At 65.6% G+C, this 22,116-nt stretch carries 19 protein-coding genes; 14 read left to right on the top strand and 5 right to left on the bottom strand.

The window, feature by feature from the left end; translation table 11 throughout:
• The first annotated feature begins 48 nt into the window (after window positions 1-48).
• Complete coding sequence (locus QX121_RS16530) at window positions 49-2,283, top strand: adenylate/guanylate cyclase domain-containing protein (RefSeq protein ID WP_315812505.1); 2,235 nt, start codon at window positions 49-51, stop codon at window positions 2,281-2,283.
• A 518-nt stretch (window positions 2,284-2,801) separates the two neighbouring features.
• On the top strand, window positions 2,802-3,833 hold the full coding sequence (locus tag QX121_RS16525) for a hypothetical protein (protein WP_315812504.1): 1,032 nt from the start codon (window positions 2,802-2,804) through the stop codon (window positions 3,831-3,833).
• An 85-nt stretch (window positions 3,834-3,918) separates the two neighbouring features.
• Here the strand turns inward: QX121_RS16525 and QX121_RS16520 are convergent, their stop codons facing one another.
• Window positions 3,919-5,514, bottom strand: coding sequence for an ABC transporter substrate-binding protein (locus QX121_RS16520; protein ID WP_315812503.1), 1,596 nt, complete (start codon window positions 5,512-5,514; stop codon window positions 3,919-3,921).
• Between the two features lie 218 nt (window positions 5,515-5,732).
• On the opposite strand from QX121_RS16520, the gene QX121_RS16515 reads away from it, so the two are divergent.
• The 10 genes from QX121_RS16515 to QX121_RS16470 all read left to right on the top strand — a co-directional run bounded on the left by QX121_RS16515 (window position 5,733) and on the right by QX121_RS16470 (window position 17,032).
• Entirely contained in the window at window positions 5,733-7,382 is a 1,650-nt protein-coding gene (locus tag QX121_RS16515) for an ABC transporter substrate-binding protein (RefSeq protein WP_409999346.1), read from the top strand.
• A 192-nt stretch (window positions 7,383-7,574) separates the two neighbouring features.
• The gene (locus tag QX121_RS16510; RefSeq protein ID WP_315812502.1) at window positions 7,575-8,528 is read left to right on the top strand and encodes an ABC transporter permease; all 954 of its coding nucleotides are present in this window, start codon (window positions 7,575-7,577) and stop codon (window positions 8,526-8,528) included.
• 28 nt (window positions 8,529-8,556) lie between these two features.
• Window positions 8,557-9,435: an ABC transporter permease gene (locus QX121_RS16505; RefSeq protein WP_315812501.1), complete on the top strand. Its 879-nt coding sequence runs from the start codon at window positions 8,557-8,559 to the stop codon at window positions 9,433-9,435.
• Window positions 9,436-9,440: 5 nt separating this feature from the next.
• The gene (locus QX121_RS16500; protein ID WP_315812500.1) at window positions 9,441-10,490 is read left to right on the top strand and encodes an oligopeptide/dipeptide ABC transporter ATP-binding protein; all 1,050 of its coding nucleotides are present in this window, start codon (window positions 9,441-9,443) and stop codon (window positions 10,488-10,490) included.
• A gap of 28 nt (window positions 10,491-10,518) precedes the next feature.
• The gene (locus tag QX121_RS16495) at window positions 10,519-10,716 is read left to right on the top strand and encodes a hypothetical protein (RefSeq protein ID WP_006611297.1); all 198 of its coding nucleotides are present in this window, start codon (window positions 10,519-10,521) and stop codon (window positions 10,714-10,716) included.
• A complete protein-coding gene (locus QX121_RS16490; RefSeq protein ID WP_315812499.1) occupies window positions 10,713-12,125 on the top strand; it encodes an amidase in 1,413 nt (470 codons plus the stop codon). The genes QX121_RS16495 and QX121_RS16490 overlap by 4 nt, the downstream gene beginning before the upstream one ends.
• Before the next feature lie 255 nt (window positions 12,126-12,380).
• The gene (locus tag QX121_RS16485) at window positions 12,381-13,364 is read left to right on the top strand and encodes an ABC transporter ATP-binding protein (RefSeq protein WP_315812498.1); all 984 of its coding nucleotides are present in this window, start codon (window positions 12,381-12,383) and stop codon (window positions 13,362-13,364) included.
• 124 nt (window positions 13,365-13,488) lie between these two features.
• Window positions 13,489-13,758: a GlsB/YeaQ/YmgE family stress response membrane protein gene (locus QX121_RS16480; RefSeq protein ID WP_315713716.1), complete on the top strand. Its 270-nt coding sequence runs from the start codon at window positions 13,489-13,491 to the stop codon at window positions 13,756-13,758.
• 194 nt (window positions 13,759-13,952) lie between these two features.
• A complete protein-coding gene (locus QX121_RS16475; RefSeq protein WP_315812497.1) occupies window positions 13,953-15,695 on the top strand; it encodes a type I secretion system permease/ATPase in 1,743 nt (580 codons plus the stop codon).
• On the top strand, window positions 15,692-17,032 hold the full coding sequence (locus QX121_RS16470; protein WP_315734814.1) for an HlyD family type I secretion periplasmic adaptor subunit: 1,341 nt from the start codon (window positions 15,692-15,694) through the stop codon (window positions 17,030-17,032). Before QX121_RS16475 ends, QX121_RS16470 begins: the two co-directional genes overlap by 4 nt.
• Before the next feature lie 215 nt (window positions 17,033-17,247).
• Here QX121_RS16470 and QX121_RS16465 read toward each other — a convergent pair whose 3' ends face one another.
• The 3 genes from QX121_RS16465 to QX121_RS16455 form a co-directional block, all read right to left on the bottom strand.
• Window positions 17,248-17,730, bottom strand: a complete 483-nt coding sequence (locus QX121_RS16465) for a CinA family protein (RefSeq protein ID WP_315812496.1) — start codon at window positions 17,728-17,730, stop codon at window positions 17,248-17,250.
• A 109-nt stretch (window positions 17,731-17,839) separates the two neighbouring features.
• On the bottom strand, window positions 17,840-19,150 hold the full coding sequence (locus QX121_RS16460) for an MFS transporter (protein ID WP_315775542.1): 1,311 nt from the start codon (window positions 19,148-19,150) through the stop codon (window positions 17,840-17,842).
• Window positions 19,151-19,270: 120 nt separating this feature from the next.
• The gene (locus QX121_RS16455) at window positions 19,271-20,191 is read right to left on the bottom strand and encodes a transcriptional regulator GcvA (RefSeq protein WP_315734808.1); all 921 of its coding nucleotides are present in this window, start codon (window positions 20,189-20,191) and stop codon (window positions 19,271-19,273) included.
• 113 nt (window positions 20,192-20,304) lie between these two features.
• Between QX121_RS16455 and QX121_RS16450 the strand changes: the two genes are divergently transcribed.
• Together QX121_RS16450 and QX121_RS16445 are read left to right on the top strand one after the other, a co-directional pair.
• A complete protein-coding gene (locus QX121_RS16450) occupies window positions 20,305-20,508 on the top strand; it encodes a DUF1127 domain-containing protein (RefSeq protein ID WP_315753607.1) in 204 nt (67 codons plus the stop codon).
• 78 nt (window positions 20,509-20,586) lie between these two features.
• On the top strand, window positions 20,587-21,201 hold the full coding sequence (locus QX121_RS16445) for a GNAT family N-acetyltransferase (RefSeq protein WP_315775539.1): 615 nt from the start codon (window positions 20,587-20,589) through the stop codon (window positions 21,199-21,201).
• Window positions 21,202-21,359: 158 nt separating this feature from the next.
• Here QX121_RS16445 and QX121_RS16440 read toward each other — a convergent pair whose 3' ends face one another.
• A complete protein-coding gene (locus QX121_RS16440) occupies window positions 21,360-22,061 on the bottom strand; it encodes an SDR family NAD(P)-dependent oxidoreductase (RefSeq protein ID WP_315734802.1) in 702 nt (233 codons plus the stop codon).
• Between the last annotated feature and the right edge of the window lie 55 nt (window positions 22,062-22,116).

The raw sequence follows: 22,116 nt of genomic DNA, 5'->3' as shown, positions 1-22,116 counted from the left end.
TAACCGGACGACTCGGATCGCCGGCTTCGGCGTGATATCGGATGCTGCATGAAACGATTGAGAGCAGTACCTCGGTGGTTCGCGCGCAAGTTCGGCTATGCGCGCATGATCTGCCTGCTGCTGCTGATCGGCTTCGCGGCGTTGCGTGTGGCAGACCCTGCCCTGGTGCAGGAGCTGCGCGTCCGGACCTTCGATAATTTCCAGGTGCTGAGTCCGCGGATCAAGACGCTGCGGCCGGTGACCATCGTCGATATCGACGAGAAGAGTCTCGCGAATCCCAAGCTCGGTCAGTGGCCCTGGCCGCGCACGCGGATCGCCGAGATCATCGACACTCTGACCCGACTCGGCGCCGTGGTAATTGCCTTCGACGTCGTGTTTGCCGAGCCGGACCGGCTCAATCCCGGGCTCGCGGCCGAGACTTTTTCAAATCTCGACGAGCCGACGCGCGAGAAGCTGAGGATATTGCCATCCAATGACCAGGTGCTCGCCGACGCGCTGAAGCGGTCGCGCGTAGTGCTCGGCGAATCCGGTGGTCCTGAGGCTCGTGCAGGCCTCGACAAGACTTTGCCTGTGACAGGCATCGTGACGCTGGGCCACAGCCAGGATGCAACGCCATTCATGTGGAATTTTCCCGGGCTGCTGCGCAACGTCCCCGTGATCGAGCATGCGGCCGCTGGTCGCGGCCTGTTCACCATCAAACCGGAGCGCGATGGCATCATTCGCCGGGTGCCGATGATCATGCTGGCTCAGGGGGATATCATGCCTTCCCTGAGCTTCGAGATGCTGCGGGTCGCGACCCGCACGGATACGATTCGGATCAGGACTGACAAGAGTGGCATCATCGGTCTTGGTCTGGGTGCTGTACAGATTCCGACCGACGCGAATGGGCAGCTCTGGCTGCATTATGCCGAGAGTGACCCATCGATCTACGTGTCGGCCATTGACGTTCTGGAGGGTCGGGTGCCGCCGGAGAAGATCGCCGGCAAACTGGTGCTGATCGGGCCATCGGCCACCGGCCTGAACGACATCAAGACCACGCCGATTTCTCCGGCCATGCCGGGCGTCGAGGTGCATGCTCAGGTGCTCGAGAGTGCTCTGACCGGCGCGATTCTGACGCCGCCCTATTGGGGACTCCCGGCCGAGTTCTTCGGTGCGCTCCTTCTCGGCCTGCTCGTGATCGTCTTCGCGCCGCAACTCGGCGCCGTCACACTCGTGGTGGTCGGGGCGCTGTTCGCGGCCGCTCTGCTCGGGATCTCCTGGTACTTCTACACCCAGCATCGGCTGCTGATCGACTTCACCTATCCGATGCTGTCGACGACGGCGATCTATCTGACGCTGATCTTCGCGAACTTCGTCCGCGAGCAGAACCAGCGTCGGCAGATGCGCTCGGTGTTCGGGCAATATCTGTCGCCGGTGCTGGTCGAGCAGCTTGCCCAATCGCCGCCGACGCTGGGCGGCGAGGAGCGCGAGATCACGGTGATGTTCTCGGACGTGCGCGGCTTCACCACGATCTCGGAGAGCTACAAGCACGATCCGCAGGGCCTGACGCAGCTGATGAACCGCTTCCTCACGCCGCTGACCAACGCCATCATCGCCCGCAAGGGCTATGTCGACAAATACATGGGCGACGCCATCATGGCGTTCTGGAACGCGCCGCTCGCCGACAAGGATCATCGGATCAATGCCTGCGAGGCGGCGCTCGACATGCTCGAGCGGATCGATCAGGTGAACGGCGAACGCGAGCAGGAGGCCGAGCATGGCGGCCACGTCTACATTCCGCTCAAGGTCGGAATCGGCCTCAACACCGGCATCGGCGTGGTCGGCAACATGGGCTCCGACCTGAAGTTCAACTATTCGGCGCTTGGCGACAGCGTAAACCTCGCCTCGCGCCTGGAGGGCCAGACCAAGGAGTACGGCTTTCCGATCATCGTCGGCTCGGCGACTGCGATGGCCGTGAAGGACCGGCTCGCGATTCTCGAGCTCGACTTCATCATGGTCAAGGGTAAGACCGAGCCGGAGGTGATCTACGCCATCGCCGGCCGCGAGGACGTGATGTATTCCGAGCGCTTCCAGTTGCTCCGCAACCTCACCATCGAGATGCTGGCGAGCTATCGCAGCCGCGATTGGGAAGGGGCGCTGGCCGCGATCGAGCGCGGCCGCAAGAGCGACCAGGGACAAGACTTGGCCAAGCTCTATGATCTCTATGACGCACGCATCCGCAACTACCAGGTCAATCCGCCGCCCGAGGATTGGAACGGGGCGTACGCACTGCTGACGAAGTAGCCGGTGCCCCGTTCCCGAGTTCGCATCAGATCGCGGCGGCCTCGTTTGCCAGGTTCGGTGCCCGCGCGATGAGTATGCTCATCACTTGCAGACCACATAAGCCGAATAGGGCGGGCAACGCTTGCTGCGTTCTTCCGTGCCGGGGACGGGGCGGGTGGAATGCCGTGGCGGGAGGCTTCGCTTGGCACGCGGCAGCTTGCCCGGATCGTGCTTCGATGACGATGGGACGAAGGGGTTTCCAGGCCCATTGGATGATGTCTGGGCGTCCACCGCCGCGAGCTTGCCGATGAATGCGAGCGACAGGATGACGAGCTTGACCGAACGATAGCGCGCTCCAGTCCGCGGGACGGGTACAAGGATAGCGCAATCGAGCAGGCGTCGAGCGCATTGCGTTTGTTGCGAGGTTGCAACAGGGGGATAAGAAGCAACTTGTGTCATGTGGCGTCGATTGCATGAATCTGCGCGAACTTGTAGCATGTCTCTACTCAAGATAGAAAGAGCTGCAGAGGGGGGCATCGATGCAGTCTTCTGAGGACAGGAGTGCGGCTGGTTTGACGCAGGCCAGGCCGGCACGGGGTGCGATCAAGCGTTTCACTCTACCAGTTGCGGGCAGCCTCATCGCTGCTGTGGCTTGTGTGCTCGGGGCCGGCGCGGTGTCGGCCGCGGATCTCCCGGTCAAGGCGCCGCCTCCGCCGGTCTCGCTGTGGGAGTTCGAGGTCGGCGCCCGCTATTTCTACAGTTCGGGCCGCACCCGCTACACGTTGGGCGATCCTTTCGTCGCTGGCCAAACCAATTCTCTGCTGACCTACAAGAATCTCAACAGCCATGCCGGCGAGGGGTTCGCCAGGGCCGATCACAGTCTGGGTTTCTTCGCCAAGGGCTTTGCGGGCGGTGGCAACATCTTCAGCGGCAGGCTCAACGACGAAGACTTCCCGCCAGCCGTCATTCCGTACTCGAATACGGACAGCAGCGTGAACAGCGGCAGGCTTTGGTACGGCACGATCGACGCCGGCTACAATTTCTGGAGGGGGCCGGCGTTCAAGGTCGGCGGCTTCATCGGCTACAACCATTTCTACGAAACCGTCAACGCATACGGATGTATCCAGGTCGCGACCAATCCGTTTATCTGTGGTCTCGATCCTGTTGCGGGGGGCGTGCTGGTGCTCAGCAAGACCGAGAACTGGGATTCGCTCCGTGTGGGGTTGAACGGCGTCTTCAAGCTCGGCCAGAACTGGAACGTCACCCTCGATGGCGCCGTTCTGCCCTATGTCCGGCTGAGCGGATTCGACAATCACTGGCTGCGGCCAGACATCAATCCGCTTCCGCAATCTGGAAATGGCTGGGGCTACCAGCTCGAGGGCGTTGTGTCATACGACGTGACGAGAAATTTCAGCGTCGGCGTCGGTGGCCGCTATTGGTACGCCCGGACGACCAGTGGGACCACCCAATTTCCTGGAGTCCCGGGGTCGCCCACGACCTTCAGCTACGAGCGGTACGGCGGCTTTCTCCAGGCCTCCTACAAATTTGACTCGGGCGCCTTCGGGAAATGAAATATTGGCTATCGTGCTGAAGAGGAAGCCCGGCAAAACGCCGGGCTTCTTTCTTTGCGAGCGCGACAGCAGCCGGCCCGGTCAGTTATTCCGCCCCGATCGTCGTCAGGTCCTGGAACCAGTGTTGCGCCTGCACGAACTTCTTGACCTTCGGCGATAGCGCGTGCGGGTTGGTGTCGTGCACGACCCAGACCAGCACCGCATCGTCGACCACAGCCGCATGCGCCTGCGCGATCAACTCGTCCTGCTTGGCCGGATCGAACGTCTGCTTGGCTTCAGCAATCAGCGCATCGACCTTGGGGTTCTTGTAGCCGCCCCAGTTGACGCCAACGGGCGCGATCTGGTCGGAGGCGAAGAAGCGGACGATCGCGTAGAGCGGGTCCGATGTGACATAGGCGATGTTGTTGGCGGTGATGCCGGCGTTCATCTCGTCCGCCGCGCCCTTGCGCCAATGCGTGTACAGCGTCTCCAACTCGACGACCTTGAAGTCGATGTCGATGCCGATCTCCTTGAAGCTCTGCTGCAGATATTCGTTCATCGGCAGCGACAGCATCTGGCCGGTGCCACCCTGCGCGATGATGAAGGTCGTCTTCAGCGGCTTGGCTGGCGAATAGCCGGCCTCCTCGACCAGCTTCTTGGCGGCGGCGACATCATATTTCAGCTCGAAGCTCGGCTTGCCGAACCACGGGCTCGACGGGTCGACCTGGCCCTTGGCCGGCTTGGCGAGGCCGTTCATCAGACCGACGACCTCGTCGCGGTTGATGGCAAGGTTGAGCGCCTTGCGCAGCCGGATATCGGTCCAGGGCGATCCCGGCAGCACGCTGAGATGGTAGTTCCAGACATGCGGCGTGACGTTGTCGACGAGCTTCATGCCGGCGGCCTTGAGTTGCGGCACGGCGTCCGGCGCCGGCGTCTCGATCAGATCGACCTGGCCGGCGAGCAGCGCGTTGGTGCGGGTCAGTGCTTCCGGCATCGGCACGAGTACCAGCTTGTCCGTCTTCGGCAGCCGGTCCTTGTTCCAATATTCGGAATTCTTCGTGAGCTCGGCGAGCTCGCGCGGCACCAGCTTGGTCAGCTTGAACGGGCCGGTGCCGGAGGGCTGGCTGGCGAACTTGTCCCAGTCCTTGCCGAGCTTCTCATACTGCGCCGGGCTCGAAATCAGGAACCACAGCATCTGATAGGGGAAGAAGGAGTCGACCGTCTTGGTGGTGATCTCCACCGTGGAGTCGTCGATCTTGGCGTAGCTCGCCACCGACGGCAGCCGCGTCTTCACCTGCGCGCTCTGCCGCTTGTCGAACTGCGGTGCCTTATCGTTGAGCACCTTGTCCAGATTCCAGATCACCGCGTCGGCATTGAAGTCGCTGCCGTCGTGGAACTTGACGCCCTTGCGCAGGGTGAAGCGCCACTTGGTCTTGTCGGCCTCGTCGACCTTCCACTCGCTGGCGAGACCCGGAATCAGCTTGCCCGGTCTGTCGGCTGTGCTCATGTCCCACGCGACCAGCGGATCATAGATCGTATAGCCGGTAAACTGATAGGCGCCGGCGCCGCGATCGGGCTGGCCGGTCGTCAGCGGGATGTCGGCCATCGAGATGCCGTAGCGCAGAACGGTTTCGGCCCGCGCCGCGCCGGCAGAGAGGCCGAGCGCAAGCGCGGTGGCAAGCAGTGAGTTGAGGATACGCATGCGGGTGAAGCTCCGTGGCAATCGGATCAATTCGATCCGCGAAACCTGCAATCCGGGTGCCAAGCCCCGGTCGTGATCATTTGAGTACAAACGGTTGTGACCTCGCGTCGCAGGGCCGTGCGCGAAGGCATCGCTGGCATAGCCGTTGCATAACGATGCACAGAATTTAGCCAGCTTGATCGGAGATGTTGATCGTGCTTTCGCGTATTGCGACCTCAATGAAGGAACGTGCGGCTGTTGCGGCTGCCATGATGACGACGGTCTCGGCCCTCGCGCTGCCGGCGCAAGCCAGCGCGGAATCCGTGCTGCGCATCGGCATGACTGCGGCGGACATTCCGCGCACGCTCGGCCAGCCCGACCAAGGCTTCGAGGGCAACCGCTTCACCGGCCTCACCATGTATGACGCGCTGACGGGATGGGACCTATCGTCGGCGGACAAGCCGAGCGTCGTCATTCCCGGCCTTGCTACCGAATGGAAGGTCGACGATGCCGACAAGACCAAATGGACGTTCAAGCTGCGCCCCGGCGTCACCTTCCATGACGGCTCGCCGTTCAACGCCGATGCCGTGGTGTGGAACGTCGAGAAGGTGCTGAAGCAGGACGCGCCGCAATTCGATCCGAGCCAGGTCGGCGTCACCGCCTCGCGCATGCCGACGCTGGCGTCTGCGCGCAAGATCGACGACCTCACGGTCGAGCTGACGACCAAGGAGCCGGACAGCTTCCTGCCGATCAACCTCACCAACCTGTTCATGGCGAGCCCGACCAAGTGGCAGAAGCTCTATGAGGCCGCGACCGGCGCCGACGACAAGGCGAAGTCGCAAGCCGCCTGGGCCGCCTTCGCCAAGGACGCGTCGGGCACCGGCCCATGGAAGATGACCAAGTTCACGCCGCGCGAGCGGCTGGAGCTGGCGAAGAACGAGGCCTATTGGGACAAGGCGCGCGTGCCGAAGTCCGACAAGATGATCCTGCTGCCGATGCCGGAAGCCAATGCGCGCACCGCGGCGCTGCTGTCGGGTCAGGTCGACTGGGTCGAGGCGCCGGCGCCGGATGCGCTGCCCGAGATCAAGCAGCGCGGCTTCAAGCTCTACGCCAATGAGCAGCCGCATGTCTGGCCCTGGCAGTTCTCGCGCGTCGAAGGCTCGCCCTGGAACGACATCCGCGTCCGCAAGGCCGCCAATCTCTGCATCGATCGCGAAGGCCTGAAGGATGGCCTGCTCGCCGGACTGATGGTGCCGGCGACCGGCACCTTCGAGAAGGGCCATCCCTGGCGCGGCAATGTCACCTTCGAGATCAAGTACGATAAGGCGGCCGCACAGAAGCTGATGCAGGAGGCCGGCTACGGCCCGAACAAGAAGCTCGAGGTCAAGACGCAGACCTCGGCGTCGGGCTCGGGCCAGATGCAGCCGCTGCCGATGAACGAGTATCTGCAGCAGGCGCTGGCCGAGTGCTATTTCGACGTCAAGCTCGACGTCATCGAGTGGAACACGCTGTTCACCAACTGGCGCCGCGGCGCCAAGGATCCCTCGGCCAACGGCGCCAACGCCACCAACGTCACCTACGCGGCGATGGATCCGTTCTTCGCGCTGGTGCGCTTCCTGCAGTCCTCGATGGCGCCGCCGGTCTCGAACAATTGGGGCTTCATCAACAATCCGAAGTTCGACGAGCTGGTGAAGAAGGCGCGCCAGACCTTCGATCCCACCGAGCGCGACAAGGCGCTCGCCGAGCTGCATGCGGCCTCGGTCGACGATGCGGCGTTCCTCTACGTCGCCCACGACGTCGGCCCGCGCGCGATGAGCCCGAAGGTCAAGGGGGTGGTGCAGCCGAAGAGCTGGTTCATCGACTTCTCGCCGATCTCGGTGGAGCCGTGATCTTGATAGAGGGGTAGTCTCTGCACGTGCGCCGTTGCGCTCCCTCCCCCCTTGTGGGGGAGGGGCGGGGAGGGGGGCCTCCGGCGGCAGTCTTCGCGTGGACCCCCACCCCCGACCCCTCCCCGCAAGGGGGAGGGGAGTTTTCCATCACCACCTTCTCCCGTATGGGTGAAGGAAGAAACCAGGTGACTCGTGCTCTCTTATGCTGCCAGGCGGATGGTCTATGCGATTCCGATCATCATCGGCGTCGCGCTCGTCTGCTTCATGCTCGTTCACATCACGCCCGGTGATCCCCTGGTCGCGGTGCTGCCAGCCGACGCGTCGCAGGAGCTCGCGCAGCACCTGCGCGTCGCTTATGGCTTCGACAAGCCGCTGCCTGTGCAGTTCGGATTGTGGCTGTGGCGCGCGGTCAATGGCGACCTCGGCAACTCCATCGCCACCGGCCGTCCCGTGCTCGCCGAGGTGCTGCGCGCGGTCTCCAACACCGTGACGCTCGCAATCGCCGCCGCCATCATCGGCTTCTCGCTCGGCCTGTTCTTCGGCCTCGTCGCCGGCTATTTCCGCGATACCTGGATCGACAAGGTCGCGACCTCGATCGCGATCGCCGGCGTCTCGGTGCCGCATTACTGGCTCGGCATGGTCCTGGTGATCATCTTCTCGGTCGAGCTGAACTGGCTGCCCGCGGTCGGCGCCGGTCCGTCCGGCTCGGGCGCCTGGGCGTGGGACTGGGCCCATATCCGCTTCCTGGTGCTGCCCGCGATCACCACGTCGGTGATCCCGATGGGCATCATCACCCGCACCGTGCGCGCGCTGACGGGCGACATCCTGAGCCAGGATTTCGTCGAGGCGCTGCGCGCCAAGGGGCTGCGCGAGACCCATGTGTTCCGCCATGTGCTGAAGAATGCCGCACCGACGGCGCTGGCGATCATGGGGCTGCAGCTCGGCTACATGCTCGGCGGCTCGATCCTGATCGAGACCGTGTTCTCCTGGCCCGGCTCTGGGCTGTTGTTGAACTCGGCGATCTTCCAGCGCGATCTGCCGCTCTTGCAGGGCACGATCTTGGTGCTCGCGATGTTCTTCGTCATCCTCAACCTCGTGGTCGACATCGCGCAGGCCGCGATCGATCCGCGCATCAAGCGAGGCTAGTGCGGTGAGCGTCAGTCCCACGAGCACGATGAACGACGCCTCTCTGCAGGCCGCGTCGGTGGCGAACGCGCGCGGCTATTGGGCGACGGTCGGCCGCCGCATCGTCAGGGACAAGGTCAGCATGGTCTGCGTCACGGTCCTGATGCTGATCTTTCTGTCGGCGCTGCTCGCGCCCTATCTGCATTTGGCCGATCCCTATCAGGGCTCGATGATCCGCCGCCTGCGCCACATCGGCACGCCGAGCTATCCGCTCGGCACCGACGAGCTCGGACGCGACATGCTGGCGCGGCTGATCTATGGCGGCCGGCTGTCGCTGCTGATCGGCATCTCGCCGGTGATCCTCGCCTTCGGCATCGGCACGCTGCTCGGCCTCGTCGCCGGCTATGTCGGCGGCTGGGTCAACACCGCGATCATGCGCACCATCGACGTGTTCTACGCCTTCCCCTCGGTGCTGCTGGCGATCGCGATCTCGGGCGCGCTCGGCGCCGGCATCACCAACTCCATCGTCTCCTTGACCATCGTGTTCGTGCCGCAGATCACCCGCGTCGCCGAGAGCGTCACCACGGGTGTGCGCAACCGCGATTTCGTCGAGGCGGCGCGGGCCTCCGGTGCCTCATCGTTCACGATCATGCGCGCGCACATGCTCGGCAACGTGCTCGGGCCGATCTTCGTCTACGCCACCGGCCTGATCTCGGTATCGATGATCCTCGCTGCGGGTCTCTCGTTCCTCGGTCTCGGCACCAAGCCGCCGGAGCCGGAATGGGGCCTGATGCTGAACACGCTCCGCACCGCGATCTACGTCAATCCGTGGGTGGCGGCGCTGCCGGGCGCGATGATTTTTGCTGTCTCCATCTGCTTCAACCTGCTCAGCGACGGCCTGCGCAGCGCCATGGACATCCGGAGCTGATGATCATGAGTGAAGCAACGGCAGTCACCGGCCTGGAGCCGATCGAGGACCTCGGCGGCAAGGCGCAGCCGCTGCTGCGGGTCGATGGTCTCACCAAACATTTCCCGGTGCGCGGCGGCCTGTTCGGCGCACGCAAGACGGTGCGCGCGGTCGACGATGTCTCGTTTGTCATTGGCAAGGGCGAGACCGTCGGCATCGTCGGCGAATCCGGCTGCGGCAAGTCGACGACGGCGCGGCTCTTGATGCACCTGATGGAGCGGGATGCCGGCGAGATCATCTTCGACGGCCGCCAGGTCGGGCATGAGATGTCACTGCGCGAGCTGCGTCGCGGCATGCAGATGGTGTTCCAGGATTCCTATGCCTCGCTCAATCCGCGGCTGACGATCGAGGAGTCGATCGCGTTCGGGCCGAAGGTGCACGGCATGACCGACATCGCGGCGCGCTCGCTCGCCCGCGAGCTGCTCGGCAAGGTCGGCCTGCGGCCCGAAACCTTCGCCAACCGCTATCCGCACGAAATCTCCGGCGGCCAGCGCCAGCGTGTCAACATTGCGCGGGCGCTGGCGCTGTCGCCGCGGCTCGTCATTCTCGACGAGGCGGTGTCGGCACTCGACAAATCGGTCGAGGCGCAGGTGCTGAACCTGCTGATGGACCTGAAGCGCGAGTTCGGCCTGACCTATCTGTTCATCAGCCACGACCTCAACGTCATCAACTACATCTCCGATCGCGTATTGGTGATGTATCTCGGCGAGGTCGTCGAGCTCGGTCCGGTCGAGCAGGTCTGGGCCAAGCCGGCGCACCCGTATACGCGGGCGCTGCTGGCGGCGATGCCGTCATCCGATCCGGACCGGCGCACCGAGACGCCGCCGCTCTCGGGCGATCCGCCGAACCCGATCGATCCGCCGGCCGGCTGCCGTTTCCACACCCGCTGCCCGTTTGCGGAAGCGCCCTGCTCGAATGTCGCGCCAAGATTGACGGAGCTGGATACAATGGGCCATCAGGCCGCCTGCCACATGGCGATCCCAGGTTCGGGACACAGCCGGGCGCCGGCCGCCTGACGGGCAGACACCAGCAGCGAGAAGCGGAATGACCAGACCCACGCCCCAGCAAGTCAGTGCCATCGCGGAGGCCTCCGGGCTGCCCGTCGACAAGGAGGTTGCGACCCGCATCGCCGACTCGATCGGACCGGCCTTCGACAACTTCGCCGCGGTCGCCGGCACCCTGCCGTTCGACCTGGAGCCTGCGAGCTACGTCGTGGCGCAGACGCTGAAGGTGGGCCGATGAGCACCGAACCTTCCTTGATGACCCTGACCGACGTCGCGAAGGCGATCGCGGACAGGAAGCTCTCTTCGGTCGAGGTGACGCGCTCCTGCCTGCACCGCATCGCGCAGTGGCAGCCGAAGCTGAACGCCTTCATGGCGATCGAGTCCGAGCCGGCGTTGAAGGCGGCCGCCGAGGCCGATTCCGCCCTGGCCAAGGAAGGCCAGAAGGGCCCGCTGCATGGCGTGCCGCTCGCCCACAAGGACATGTACTACGAGGCCGGCCACATCTCGACCTGCGGCTCGCTGATCCGGCGCGACTTCGTGGCGACGACGACGTCGACCGCGCTGCAGCGGCTGAAGGATGCCGGATCGATCCGGCTCGGCACCTTGCAGATGGCCGAGTTCGCCTATGGCCCGACCGGCCACAACGCGCATTACGGTCCGGTGCACAATCCCTGGAAGCTCGGCTACGTCACCGGCGGCTCGTCGTCCGGCTCTGGCTCGGCGGTCGGCGCGCGCCTGACCTTCGCGGCACTCGGCTCCGATACCGGCGGCTCGATCCGCATGCCCGCGAATTTCTGCGGCGTGACCGGCCTGAAGGTGACCTGGGGCCGCGTCAGCCGCGCCGGTGCGATGCCGCTGTCGCAGTCGCTCGACACGGTCGGACCTCTTGCTCAGACCGCCGAGGATTGCGCGCTGCTGCTCGGGCTGATGGCTGGTCCTGATCCCGAGGATCCGACCGCGAGCGATGCGCCGGTGCCGGACTATGTCGCGGCCACCCAGGCTTCGATCAAGGGTCTCAAGATCGGCGTGCCCAAGGCGTTCTACGTCGATGACCTCGATCCTGAAGTGGCGCGCTGTCTCGATGCAACGATTGCGGTGCTGAAGACCGAGGGGGCCGATGTCGTGCAGGTCGAGTTGCCCGACCAGCGCCAGCTCACCGCGGCCTGCCAGCTCGTGCTCGCGGTCGAGGCGGCCGCCTTCCACAAGCGCTGGATGATCGAGCGGCCGCAGGACTATGGCCCGCAGGTGCTGATGCGGCTGCAGAACGCGCTGGCCGTTTCCGGTGTGACCTATCTCGAAGCGCTGCGCTGGCGCGGTGCGGCCCTGGCGGCGCATGTCGCAGCGACGTCAGGCGTCGATGCGGTGGTCGCACCGGTGTCGCCGCTGGTGACACCTTCGATCGTCGAGAGCGACGTTGGCGGCGCGCCGGGTGCGGAGGCCGTGATCCAGCGCATCACCCGCTTCACCCGCCCGGTGAACTATCTCGGCCTGCCATCGCTGGCGATCCCGACCGGCTTCACGTCGACGGGTCTTCCGGTCGGCATGCAACTGATCGGCCGCTCGTTCGATGAGGCGACGATCCTGACCATCGGCGCCGCCTTCCAGCGCGCGACTGATTTCCACGCCAGGGTGCCGACGCTGCCATGAGGGAGATCTGTGCATGCCGCTCGATGGTCTCGCCCTCCCCTGGAGGGGGAGGGTCGATTGCGCATGCAATGCGCAATCGGGGTGGGGTGACGGTCTCTCCGTTTGAGTGCGAGTCAATGGAGGGGCTTTCACCCCACCCCGGCTCGCATTTCGCTGCGCTGCATGCGCGCCGACCCTCCCCCTTCAGGGGAGGGTGGCGGTTTGGATCGGCAATCTGCCAAGGCGCTCCTGAAGGCAAGGTGAAGTAGACCCGCCATGACCAACCTCGTCGAGATCGAGAACCTCACCATCCGCTTCGCCGGCGAGCGCACCGTGCATGCGGTGAACGACGTCAGCCTGTCGCTCGGCGACGGCGAGGTGCTCGGCCTGCTCGGCGAGTCCGGTTCGGGCAAGAGCGTGACCATGCGGGCGCTGATGCGGCTGTTGCCGAACAAGCGGACGCAGATCTCCGGCAGTGTCAAGGTGCTGGGCCGCGACGTGCTGGCGATGAACGACGAGGAGCTGTCGCAGTTTCGCGGCCGCTCCGTGTCGATGATCTTCCAGGAGCCGGGACTTGCGCTCGATCCGGTCTATACCATCGGCCGGCAGATCGCCGAGACCGTCATGCGGCACGAGGGCAAGAGTTTTGCAGAAGCGCAGGCGCGGGCGCTGGAGATGCTCGACGTCGTCAGGATTCCCTCGGCGAAGCGTCGCCTGGAGTCCTATCCGCACGAGATGTCCGGCGGCATGCGCCAGCGGGCGATGATCGCGCTGGCGCTGGCGTGCCGGCCGAAAGTGCTGCTGGCGGACGAGCCCACCACCGCACTCGACGCCACCGTGCAGATCCAGATCCTGCTGCTGCTGCGCGAACTGCAGCGCGAGTTTGGCATGTCCGTCATCTTCGTCACCCACGACATCGGCGTCGCGATCGAGATCTGCGACCGCCTCGCCGTGATGTATGCCGGAGAGATCGTGGAGCAGGGCAGCTTGCGCGAGATCGTGCGCCAACCCATGCACCCCTACGCGCGCGGCCTGCTGGCTTCGACGATCCACGGTGCCAGGCGCGGCGAGCGGCTGCAGACCATTCCCGGCACGCCACCCTCGCTCGACCGGGCGCCGCGGAGCTGCTCGTTCGCACCGCGCTGCAGCCTGGCGCAGCCGCGCTGCTCGGAGGCGATGCCGCCGAACATTGCGCTCGGGCCGCAGCGGCTGGCGCGCTGTATCCTGGCCGAGGCGCCGGCAAGTGTGGCGGCGACGTAACGGTTCGCCCGAAACGCGCTACTCACCGGCCGAAACCGTGCATCGCGTGTCGAAGCGTCGCGGCGGCCTCGCTAAGGTGCTGGCACGCGTGGGACCGATCGTCCGCGCCGGATGAGGACGCGCCATGCACGTATCGAACGAAGGTATCCTGGTCATTCTGTTCGTTGGCCTGGTTGCAGGCTGGCTCGCGGGCAAGATCGTGCGCGGCACCGGCTTCGGGCTGGTCGGCGACATCGTGATCGGCGTGCTCGGCGCTTTGGTCGCGAGCCTGATCTTCCCGCGGCTTGGCGTCCGGATCGGGACCGGCCTCGTGTCGGAAATCGTCTACTCCGCGCTCGGCGCCATCATTCTTCTGCTGGTGGTGCGGCTGGTGCGGACCGGCGGGCGGCTCTAGGGCTTGCGATCCGGCGCGGCTGAACGTTTGCACTGCGCCACGCGACATACCCAAGCACATAGCTAATTTACGCTAAAGTGAGCATCGTTGGACGCTCACCGCAGGAATCAGTATATTTCGCCTTGTTTGCCGCCAGTTTGTGCTTTTGATCGGCGGTCATGCAGCTCATTTGATCAATTGAAGAGATGGTGGTGATGGCGGCCGCACCTCACGTGAGGCAATCCGAGCTCAGCGATGCCTTGCGCGGTTGCCGCAGCGCCTTCATCGGCGTTGGGGCGATGAGCTGCATCATCAACCTGCTGTACCTCACCGGCTCGATCTTCATGCTCGAGGTCTACGACCGGGTGCTGCCCAGCCGGTCCGTGCCGACCCTGATCGGCCTGATCATCATCGCCGCCGGGCTTTACGCCGCTCAGGGCGCGCTCGACATGATCCGTAGCCGTATTCTCGGCCGCATCGGCACCGCCCTGGATGAGAGCCTGAACGCGCGGGTGTTCGACACCGTGGTGCGGTTGCCGCTGGCGGCCGGCGGTCGCAACGAAGGGCTGCAGCCGTTGCGCGACCTCGACAACATCAGGAGCTTTCTCGGCAGCCAGGGGCCGGGCGCGTTCTTCGATCTGCCGTGGCTGCCGCTGTATCTGGCAATCTGCTTCGCCTTTCACGTGATGCTCGGCGTCACCGCGCTGGCCGGCGCCATCATCCTCGTCACCCTGACGCTGATCACCGAATTCCTCACTCGCACGCCGGCCAAGGAGGCGATGGGGCTTGCCGCCCGCCGCAATGATCTGGCCACCGCAAGCCGCCGCAACGCGGAGGTGCTGGTCGCGATGGGCATGACCGGGCGGCTGATGCAGCGCTGGAGCGAGACCAACGACAAATATCTCGCCGGCAACCAGCGCGCCAGCGACGTCGCCGGCGGCCTCGGCGCCATCGCCAAGGTGCTGCGCATGATGCTGCAGTCCGCGGTGCTCGCGGTCGGCGCCTATCTCGTGATCCATCAAGAGGCGACCGCGGGCATCATCATCGCCGGCTCGATCCTGAGCGCGCGGGCGCTGGCGCCCGTCGATCTCGCGATCGCGCATTGGAAGAGCTTCGTTGCCGCGCGCCAGAGCTGGCGCCGTCTCAGCCATCTGTTGCAGACGATGCCGCAGCGACCGGCGCCGACCCTGCTGCAGCCGCCGGTCGGCAAGCTCTCGGTCGAGGCCATCTCGATCGTCGCGCCCGGCGATCAGAAGGCGATCGTGCAGGACGTGAGCTTCGCGCTGTCCGCCGGCAACGGCCTTGGCATCATCGGCCCGAGCGCGTCGGGCAAGTCGTCGCTGGTCCGCGCGCTGGTCGGCGTCTGGCGTCCGGTGCGCGGCCATGTCCGGCTCGACGGCGCGGCGCTCGACCAATGGTCGACGGACGAGCTCGGCCGCCACATCGGCTATCTGCCGCAGGATGTCGAGCTGTTCGGCGGCACCGTGGCGCAGAACATCTGCCGCTTCGATCCGAAAGCCTCCGCTGACGGCATCATCGCCGCCGCCAAGGAGGCCGGCGTGCACGACATGATCATCAAGATGCGCGACGGCTACGATACAGAGATCGGCGAGCAGGGCGCCGCGCTCTCGGCGGGCCAGGCGCAGCGCGTGGCGTTGGCGCGCGCGCTCTATGGCAACCCGTTCCTGATCGTGCTCGACGAGCCCAACTCCAATCTCGACACCGAAGGCGACGAGGCGCTGTCGCGCGCGGTGCGCTCGGCGCGGGCGCGCGGCGCGATCGTCGTCATCGTCGCACACCGGCCGATCGGCATCGAGGCGGTGGACCAGGTCCTGGTCATGAAGGACGGCCGCGCGCAGGCCTTCGGTCCGAAGGAGACGGTGCTGGCGCAGGTGCTGCAGCCGCGCCCGCCGGCACCGATCAAGATCGTCTCGGAGGCCGGAGTGACGAAGTCATGAGCAGTCAGGTCGTCGCTGGTCCTCTTCCGAGGGCGCGCAAGCCGGAGAGCGTGCGCGAGTCAATAAGGCGTCACCTGCTGGTCGGCATGGGCGTCGTCGTTGCAGTCGCCGGCGGGCTCGGCGGCTGGGCCGCGACGCAGCAGATTTCCGGCGCGTTGATCGCGCCGGGCCAGATCGTGGTCGAATCCAACGTCAAGAAGGTGCAGCATCCGACCGGCGGCGTGGTCGGCGAGCTCCGGGCGCGTGACGGCGACGTCGTCAAGTCCGGCGACATCGTGGTGCGGCTCGACGACACCGTGACCAAGGCGAGCCTCGCCATCGTCACCAAGAATCTCGACGCGCTGCAGGCGCGCGCCGCCCGGCTCGAGGCGGAGCAGCGCGGCTGGGCCAAGATCCTGTTCCCGCCGCAGCTGCTGCAGCGGTTGAGCGATCCCGACGTCAACAGCCTGCTCGCCTCCGAGACCAAGCTGTTCGAGGTCCGCGTCAACGGCCGCGTCGGGCAGAAGGCGCAGCTGCGCGAGCGCGTCACCCAGCTGAACGAGGAGATCGAGGGCCTCTCGGCGCAGGTCAGCGCCAAGGACCAGGAGATCGCGCTGGTGCAGAAGGAGCTCGATGGCGTGCGCCAGCTGTATGAGCAGCATCTGGTGCAGCTGTCGCGCCTGACCGCCCTGGAGCGCGACGCCGCCCGCCTCAATGGCGAGCGCGCGCAGTTCATCGCGGCCCGCGCCCAGGCCAAGGGCAAGATCAGCGAGACCGAGCTGCAGATCATCCAGGTCGACAAGGACATGGTGAGCGAGGTGTCCAAGGACCTGCGCGAGACCACCGACAAGATCGGCGAGTTTGTCGAGCGCAAGGTCACCGCCGAGGACCAGCTGCGCCGCGTCGACATCCGCGCGCCGCAGGACGGCATGGTGCTGCAGTCGACCGTCCACACCGTGGGCGGCGTCATCACCGCGGGCGACGCCATCATGCTGATCGTGCCGCAGAGCGACGACCTCCAGGTCGAAGCCAAGGTCAATCCGCAGGACATCGACAAGCTGCAGGTCGGCCAGAAGACCTTGCTGCGGCTCTCCGCCTTCAACCAGCGCACCACGCCGGAATTGAATGGCGTCGTCAGCCGCGTCTCGCCCGACGTCACCACCGACCAGCGCACCGGCCAGAGCTATTACACCATCCGCGTCTCAATGCCGCCGGAGGAGATCGCCCGGCTCGGCGACGTCAAGCTGATTCCGGGCATGCCGGTCGAAGCCTTCGTCCAGACCGGCGACCGCACCGTGATCTCCTACCTGATGAAGCCGCTGCACGACCAGCTGATGCGTGCGTTCCGGGAGAAGTGAGGCAAGGGCGATCACGCCGCTGCTTCGAGACCATTGGCGCTGCCCCAAACTCAGTGTCATCCCCGCGAACGCGGGGATCCATAGCCACCGGCGGACATTGGCTTGCCCGAGGGCTCAACGTGTGGCCTGCCTCAAGCGAGATCACGCGGTATGGGTCCCGGGTCTGCGCCCGCTGACGCTTTGCGTCACCGGGCTTGCCCGGGACGACACCGATTTTATTGGTCGAGCCTCGTCAGCAACAGCTCCAGCGCGCTTTTCGCGAACAGCTGCATGTTGGCAAAGCGGTCGCTGCGGCCGCTCTCCAGGGTGACTACAGCGGTCGCGGGGCCGGCCACCGCGAAACAGGCATGGCCAGCCGCATCGCCATAGCGGTTACCGGTCGGGCCGGCCGCGCCGGTCTCCGACAAGCCCCAATCGGTCGCAAAGCGTGTCCTGATCTGCCGCGCCAGCAGCTCCGCATAGGGCTCTGACGCCGAGCGAATGCCCTTCATCGCCTCGTCCGGAATGTCCATCAGCACGCGGCGGGCGTCGCGCGTATAGACCACGGCGCCGCCGAGGAAATAGGCGGAGGCGCCGGGCACCGCGAGCAGCGCCGCCGCGATCAGGCCGCCGGCGGAGGACTCCGCAACGGCAATGGTCTGCTTGTTGGCGATCAGCCGCGCCGCGACCTTCTCGGCGACAGCGATGAGGTGCTGCATGGCGGTCATCCTTCGGCAGCGTCGACACCCGCTGCCGCCGGCTGCTGTTCATTCCCCACCATCATGCGCCGAAAGCGCGCGCCAAGGAAGGCGCTGCCCCTCGCAGCGATCACGCAATGACCGGCTCGCGCGCCGCGACGGCCTGGCGGCCGCCGCGATAGACGGTCATCGCTGCGATGATACCGAGCACGGCGGCGCACATCAGCCAGTAGCCGGGCGAGGCCTTGTCGCCGGTCTTGTTGATGAGCCAGGTCGAGACCGCCGGCGTCGCGGTGCCGAACAGGCCGGCCGCCAGCGCAAAGGCGATCGAGAAGCAGGTGGTGCGGACATGCGCAGGCACGATCTCGACCAGGCAGCCCAGCATGGTGCCGCTGTAGACGCCGAAATAGAACGAGAACAGCATTTCGACCGCGAGCAGCTTGCCGAAGCTCGGCGCCGCCGCGAGCCAGTGCAAGGCGGGATAGGCGGTCAGCAACGCCAGAGCCGCGATGGTCACCAGCACCGGCTTGCGTCCGATCCGATCCGACACCGCGCCGCCAACCGGATTCCATAAGAAGTTGGTTACGGCGACCAGCAGGGTGACGAGCAGTGAATCCGCCGCCGACAGCTTCAGTTCCTTGCCGAAACCGGGACCGTAGACGGTGATGAAGTAGAACATCGTCGTGGTCAGCACTGCGATCATCATGCCGAGGATCACGATGCGCCAGTTCTCCAGCGCCGAGGCGAATACTTCGCGCGCGGTCGGGTGCTTCTTCATCGCGAGGAAGGCCGGCGTCTCCTCCAGCGTGCGGCGCAGGAAGAAGATCAGCGGAATGATCAGGCAACCGATGAAGAACGGGATGCGCCAGCCCCAGGCCGCCACCATGTCCGCCGGCATGGCCTGGTTGAGCACATAGCCGATGACCGACGCGACGAAGATCGCGACCTGCTGGCTGGACGACTGGAACGAGGTGTAGAGGCCGCGATTGCCGGGCGTGGAGATCTCGGACAGATAGACCGACACGCCGCCGAGTTCGACGCCGGCCGAGAAGCCCTGCAACAGCCGCCCGAGCAGCACGATGATCGGGGCCGCGATGCCGATCGTCGCATAGGTCGGGCAGAACGCGATGACAACGGTGCCGACCGCCATGATGCCGAGCGTCACGATCAGGCCCTGGCGCCGGCCGATCTTGTCGACATAGGCACCGAGCACGATCGCGCCGACCGGCCGCATCAGGGCGCCGAGCCAGAACACGCCATAGGCGTTCAGCAGAGATGCAGTCTCGTTCTCCGATGGGAAGAACGCCTTGGCGATGATCGGGGCATAGAACCCGAACAGGAAGAAGTCGAACTGCTCGAGGAAATTGCCGCTGGTGGCGCGCAGGATCGCGCCGATGCGCGAATGGATCGTAGCCGGCTGCGGGATTGACGTTGAGGACACGCGGGGAAACTCCTACCGTCGAGAGGCTCGTGCGGAGGATTTCTACGCCGGCCGAGGGGAAAGGTGCGACAATCTGCCACACCAGGCCCTGGCGGCCAATAGCTTTGCGCTCAAGGCGCTCTAGGCCTGAACAGAATTGCCGGCGGCCGACTTCTGCTGCGTTGCATCCTTCAGCCATTGCCGGAACGCCTTCAGCTTCGGCGGATCGGTTCGTCCCTCCGGGGTCACCAGATAGAACCCGGCGTCGCTCGGCAGCGCCATCTTGAACGGCACCACCAGCCGGCCCTTGGCGATGTCGTCCTGGACGTAGGCTGTGCGGCCGATCGCGACGCCGAGCCCGTCGATCGCAGCCTGGACGGTCATCAGCGACAGGTCGAAGCTCAGCCGGCCCTGCCTCGACATCTCCACCGGCAGACCCGCCGCGGTCAGCCAGAGCCGCCAGTCGTCGTCATAGCCGCCGCTCGCCTGCAGCAGCGTGTGATGCGCGAGGTCCTCCGGACAGCGTAGCGGCTTGTCGCCCTGCAGCAGCGCCGGACTGCACACCGGAAACAGCTCGTCGGCCATCAGCCATTCGGCCCGAACGCCCGGCCAGTGGCCGCGGCCATAGCGGATCGCAGCGTCGACGTCGTCCTTGCGGAAGTCGACCAGGGTGGTCGAGGTCGTGATCCGCACGTCGATGCCGGGATGGGCTTCCTGGAATGCCGTCAGCCGCGGCAGCAGCCATTTGGCGGCCAGCGAGGCGATGGTGGAGACCGTCAGCACCTTGGCGTTGTCCTTGCGCACCAGCCGCTCGGTCGCCAGCCGGAGATCGTCGAACGCCGCCCGCACCAGCGGGAGATAGTCGCGGGCCTGCGGCGTCAACGCCAAGCTACGGTTCTGGCGGACGAAAAGGCGCAGCCCGAGCTCATCCTCCAAGCGCTTGATCTGATGGCTGATCGCGGTCTGCGTCACGTTCAGCTCGGAGGCCGCGCGGGTGAAGCTCAGATGCCGCGCCGCGGCCTCGAACGCCCGCAATCCATTCAGCGACGGCAGCCGGGTCACTCAGGGTCTCCCGTTTACATGACGTTATATCATCCGAAGCGGTAGTAAATGTCGTTTGTAGATGAAAGGCAAGCCTCCGATAGTGCAGGCTCAATGCGATACAGGAGGCTTTCATGTCTTTCTACGTCTCCTCGTCAATGACGAAACATCATACTCCCGGCTTCTGGTCGGGGGTGGCCGAGCTGCTCGCCGCCTGGCGCTTCCGCTACCGCACACGGCACGAGCTGGCGCAATGGTCAGAGCGCGACCTGCACGACCTCGGCCTGTCCCGTAGCGATATCGCCGCCGAGATCGACAAGCCGTTCTGGCGGGGTTGAGCCCCTCACTCGTCCCGCCGCGCCGGCGCCGCTCCGCAAAGGAGGGCGCCGGCAATTTGATCTCCGCCGGAGTCCGTCATGCCGACGTCCGCCGTTGCCGATTTCGCCGCCGCGTCCAACGCCATTCACACCCGGCGTGGCGAGGAGGTGCGGCTGCGCTTCGTGACATCGGCTGATGCCGAGGCGCTGCAGACCTATGTGCGCTCCTTGAGCCCGCGCTCGCGTCACAAGCGTTTCCTCGGCGCGCTGAGCGAACTGCCTCCGGCTGTGCTCGACGATTTCGTCGCGCTCGGCCGCAACGACCGTTACAGCCTGATCGGCGTGATGGATCACGACGGCGTCGAGAGCATCGTAGCCGAGGCGCGCTACGCGCTCGACCGCGATACCGGCCGCGTCGAGTTCGGCCTGTCGGTGCAGGACCGCTGGCAGGGCCACGGCATCGGCCCGGCGCTGATCGCGAATCTCGAGCGTCGTGCGGTTGCGCTCGGCGGCGTCACGCTGTCGGGTGACGCACTGCGTACCAACGACGTGATGATTGCGCTCGCCAGGAAGTCCGGCTTCGATCTTCGCCAGTATCCCGATGACTGGACCTTGGTGCGGTTCGAGAAGGAGCTGAGGCACCGGTCTACGGAATCGCCAAGCGGCGGCCTGAGAGTAGTGGACCGTGAGCCGCGCATCATAGCACATTCATGATATGACGTCCGTCATGCCACGCGCAGGCGGAGTATCCCATACGCTGCGGTCTGTCCACGTTCCTCTCCGCGAGCTGCGCGTACTGGATCGCCCGGTCAAGCCGGGCGATGACAGTCGTTCTGAGGCGAGCATCGGCAATCGAATGACTACGCCGCGCCTCAAAACATCTCCACCCACGGCCTGAGCTCGATCTCCCAGCTCCAGGCGCTGCGCGGCTGCTGCAGCACGCTCCAATAGCTGGCAGCGATGGCGTCCGGGTCGAGCATCGAGTCCGGGCGCTCGGCGGGCTCCTGCCTTGCCGCACTCCTGATCCCGCCGTCGATGACGAAGTGCGCGACGTGGATGCCCTGCGGCGACAGTTCGCGCGCCATGCTCTGGGCGAGGCCGCGCAGCGCGAACTTGCCCATCGCGAACGGCGCCGACTGGGCGTAGCCCTTCACGCTGGCGGAGGCGCCGGTGAACAGGATGGCGCCGTGCTTGTTCGGCAGCATGCGCTGTGCCGCCTGCTGCGCCACCAGGAAGCCGCCGAAGGCGCTGACGGCAATCGACTGCTGCACGTCGGCCGGCACGAGATCGGTGAGCGCTCCGCGCGCCCGCGCGCTGGCATTGTAGACCACGAGATCAGGCGCGCCGATCTCGCGCTCGACGATGCCGAACAGCCGCTCGACTTCCTCCGGATTGGTCGCATCGCAGGGGTAGGCGCGGGCGCCGGTCTCGTTGCAGAGCGCGCCGAGCTTCTCGATCTTGCGCGCAGCCAGCGCCACGCGGATCTTCTCGCGCGCGAACAGCCGCGCCAGCGAGGCCGAGAGCCCTTCGCCGGCGCCGACGATGAGGGCGATCTTGTAGGCTGGGATGTCCATGGGCAGGTCCTTGGGCCAAAGCGTCCGCAGGAATCAAGCTAATGCACCGGCGGCC

Origin of the sequence: Bradyrhizobium sp. SZCCHNR2028 (assembly GCF_032380995.1) — a bacterium.
Lineage (GTDB): Bacteria > Pseudomonadota > Alphaproteobacteria > Rhizobiales > Xanthobacteraceae > Bradyrhizobium.
Note: the sequence above shows the minus strand (reverse complement) of the source record. Positions and strands in the feature narration are given on the sequence as shown.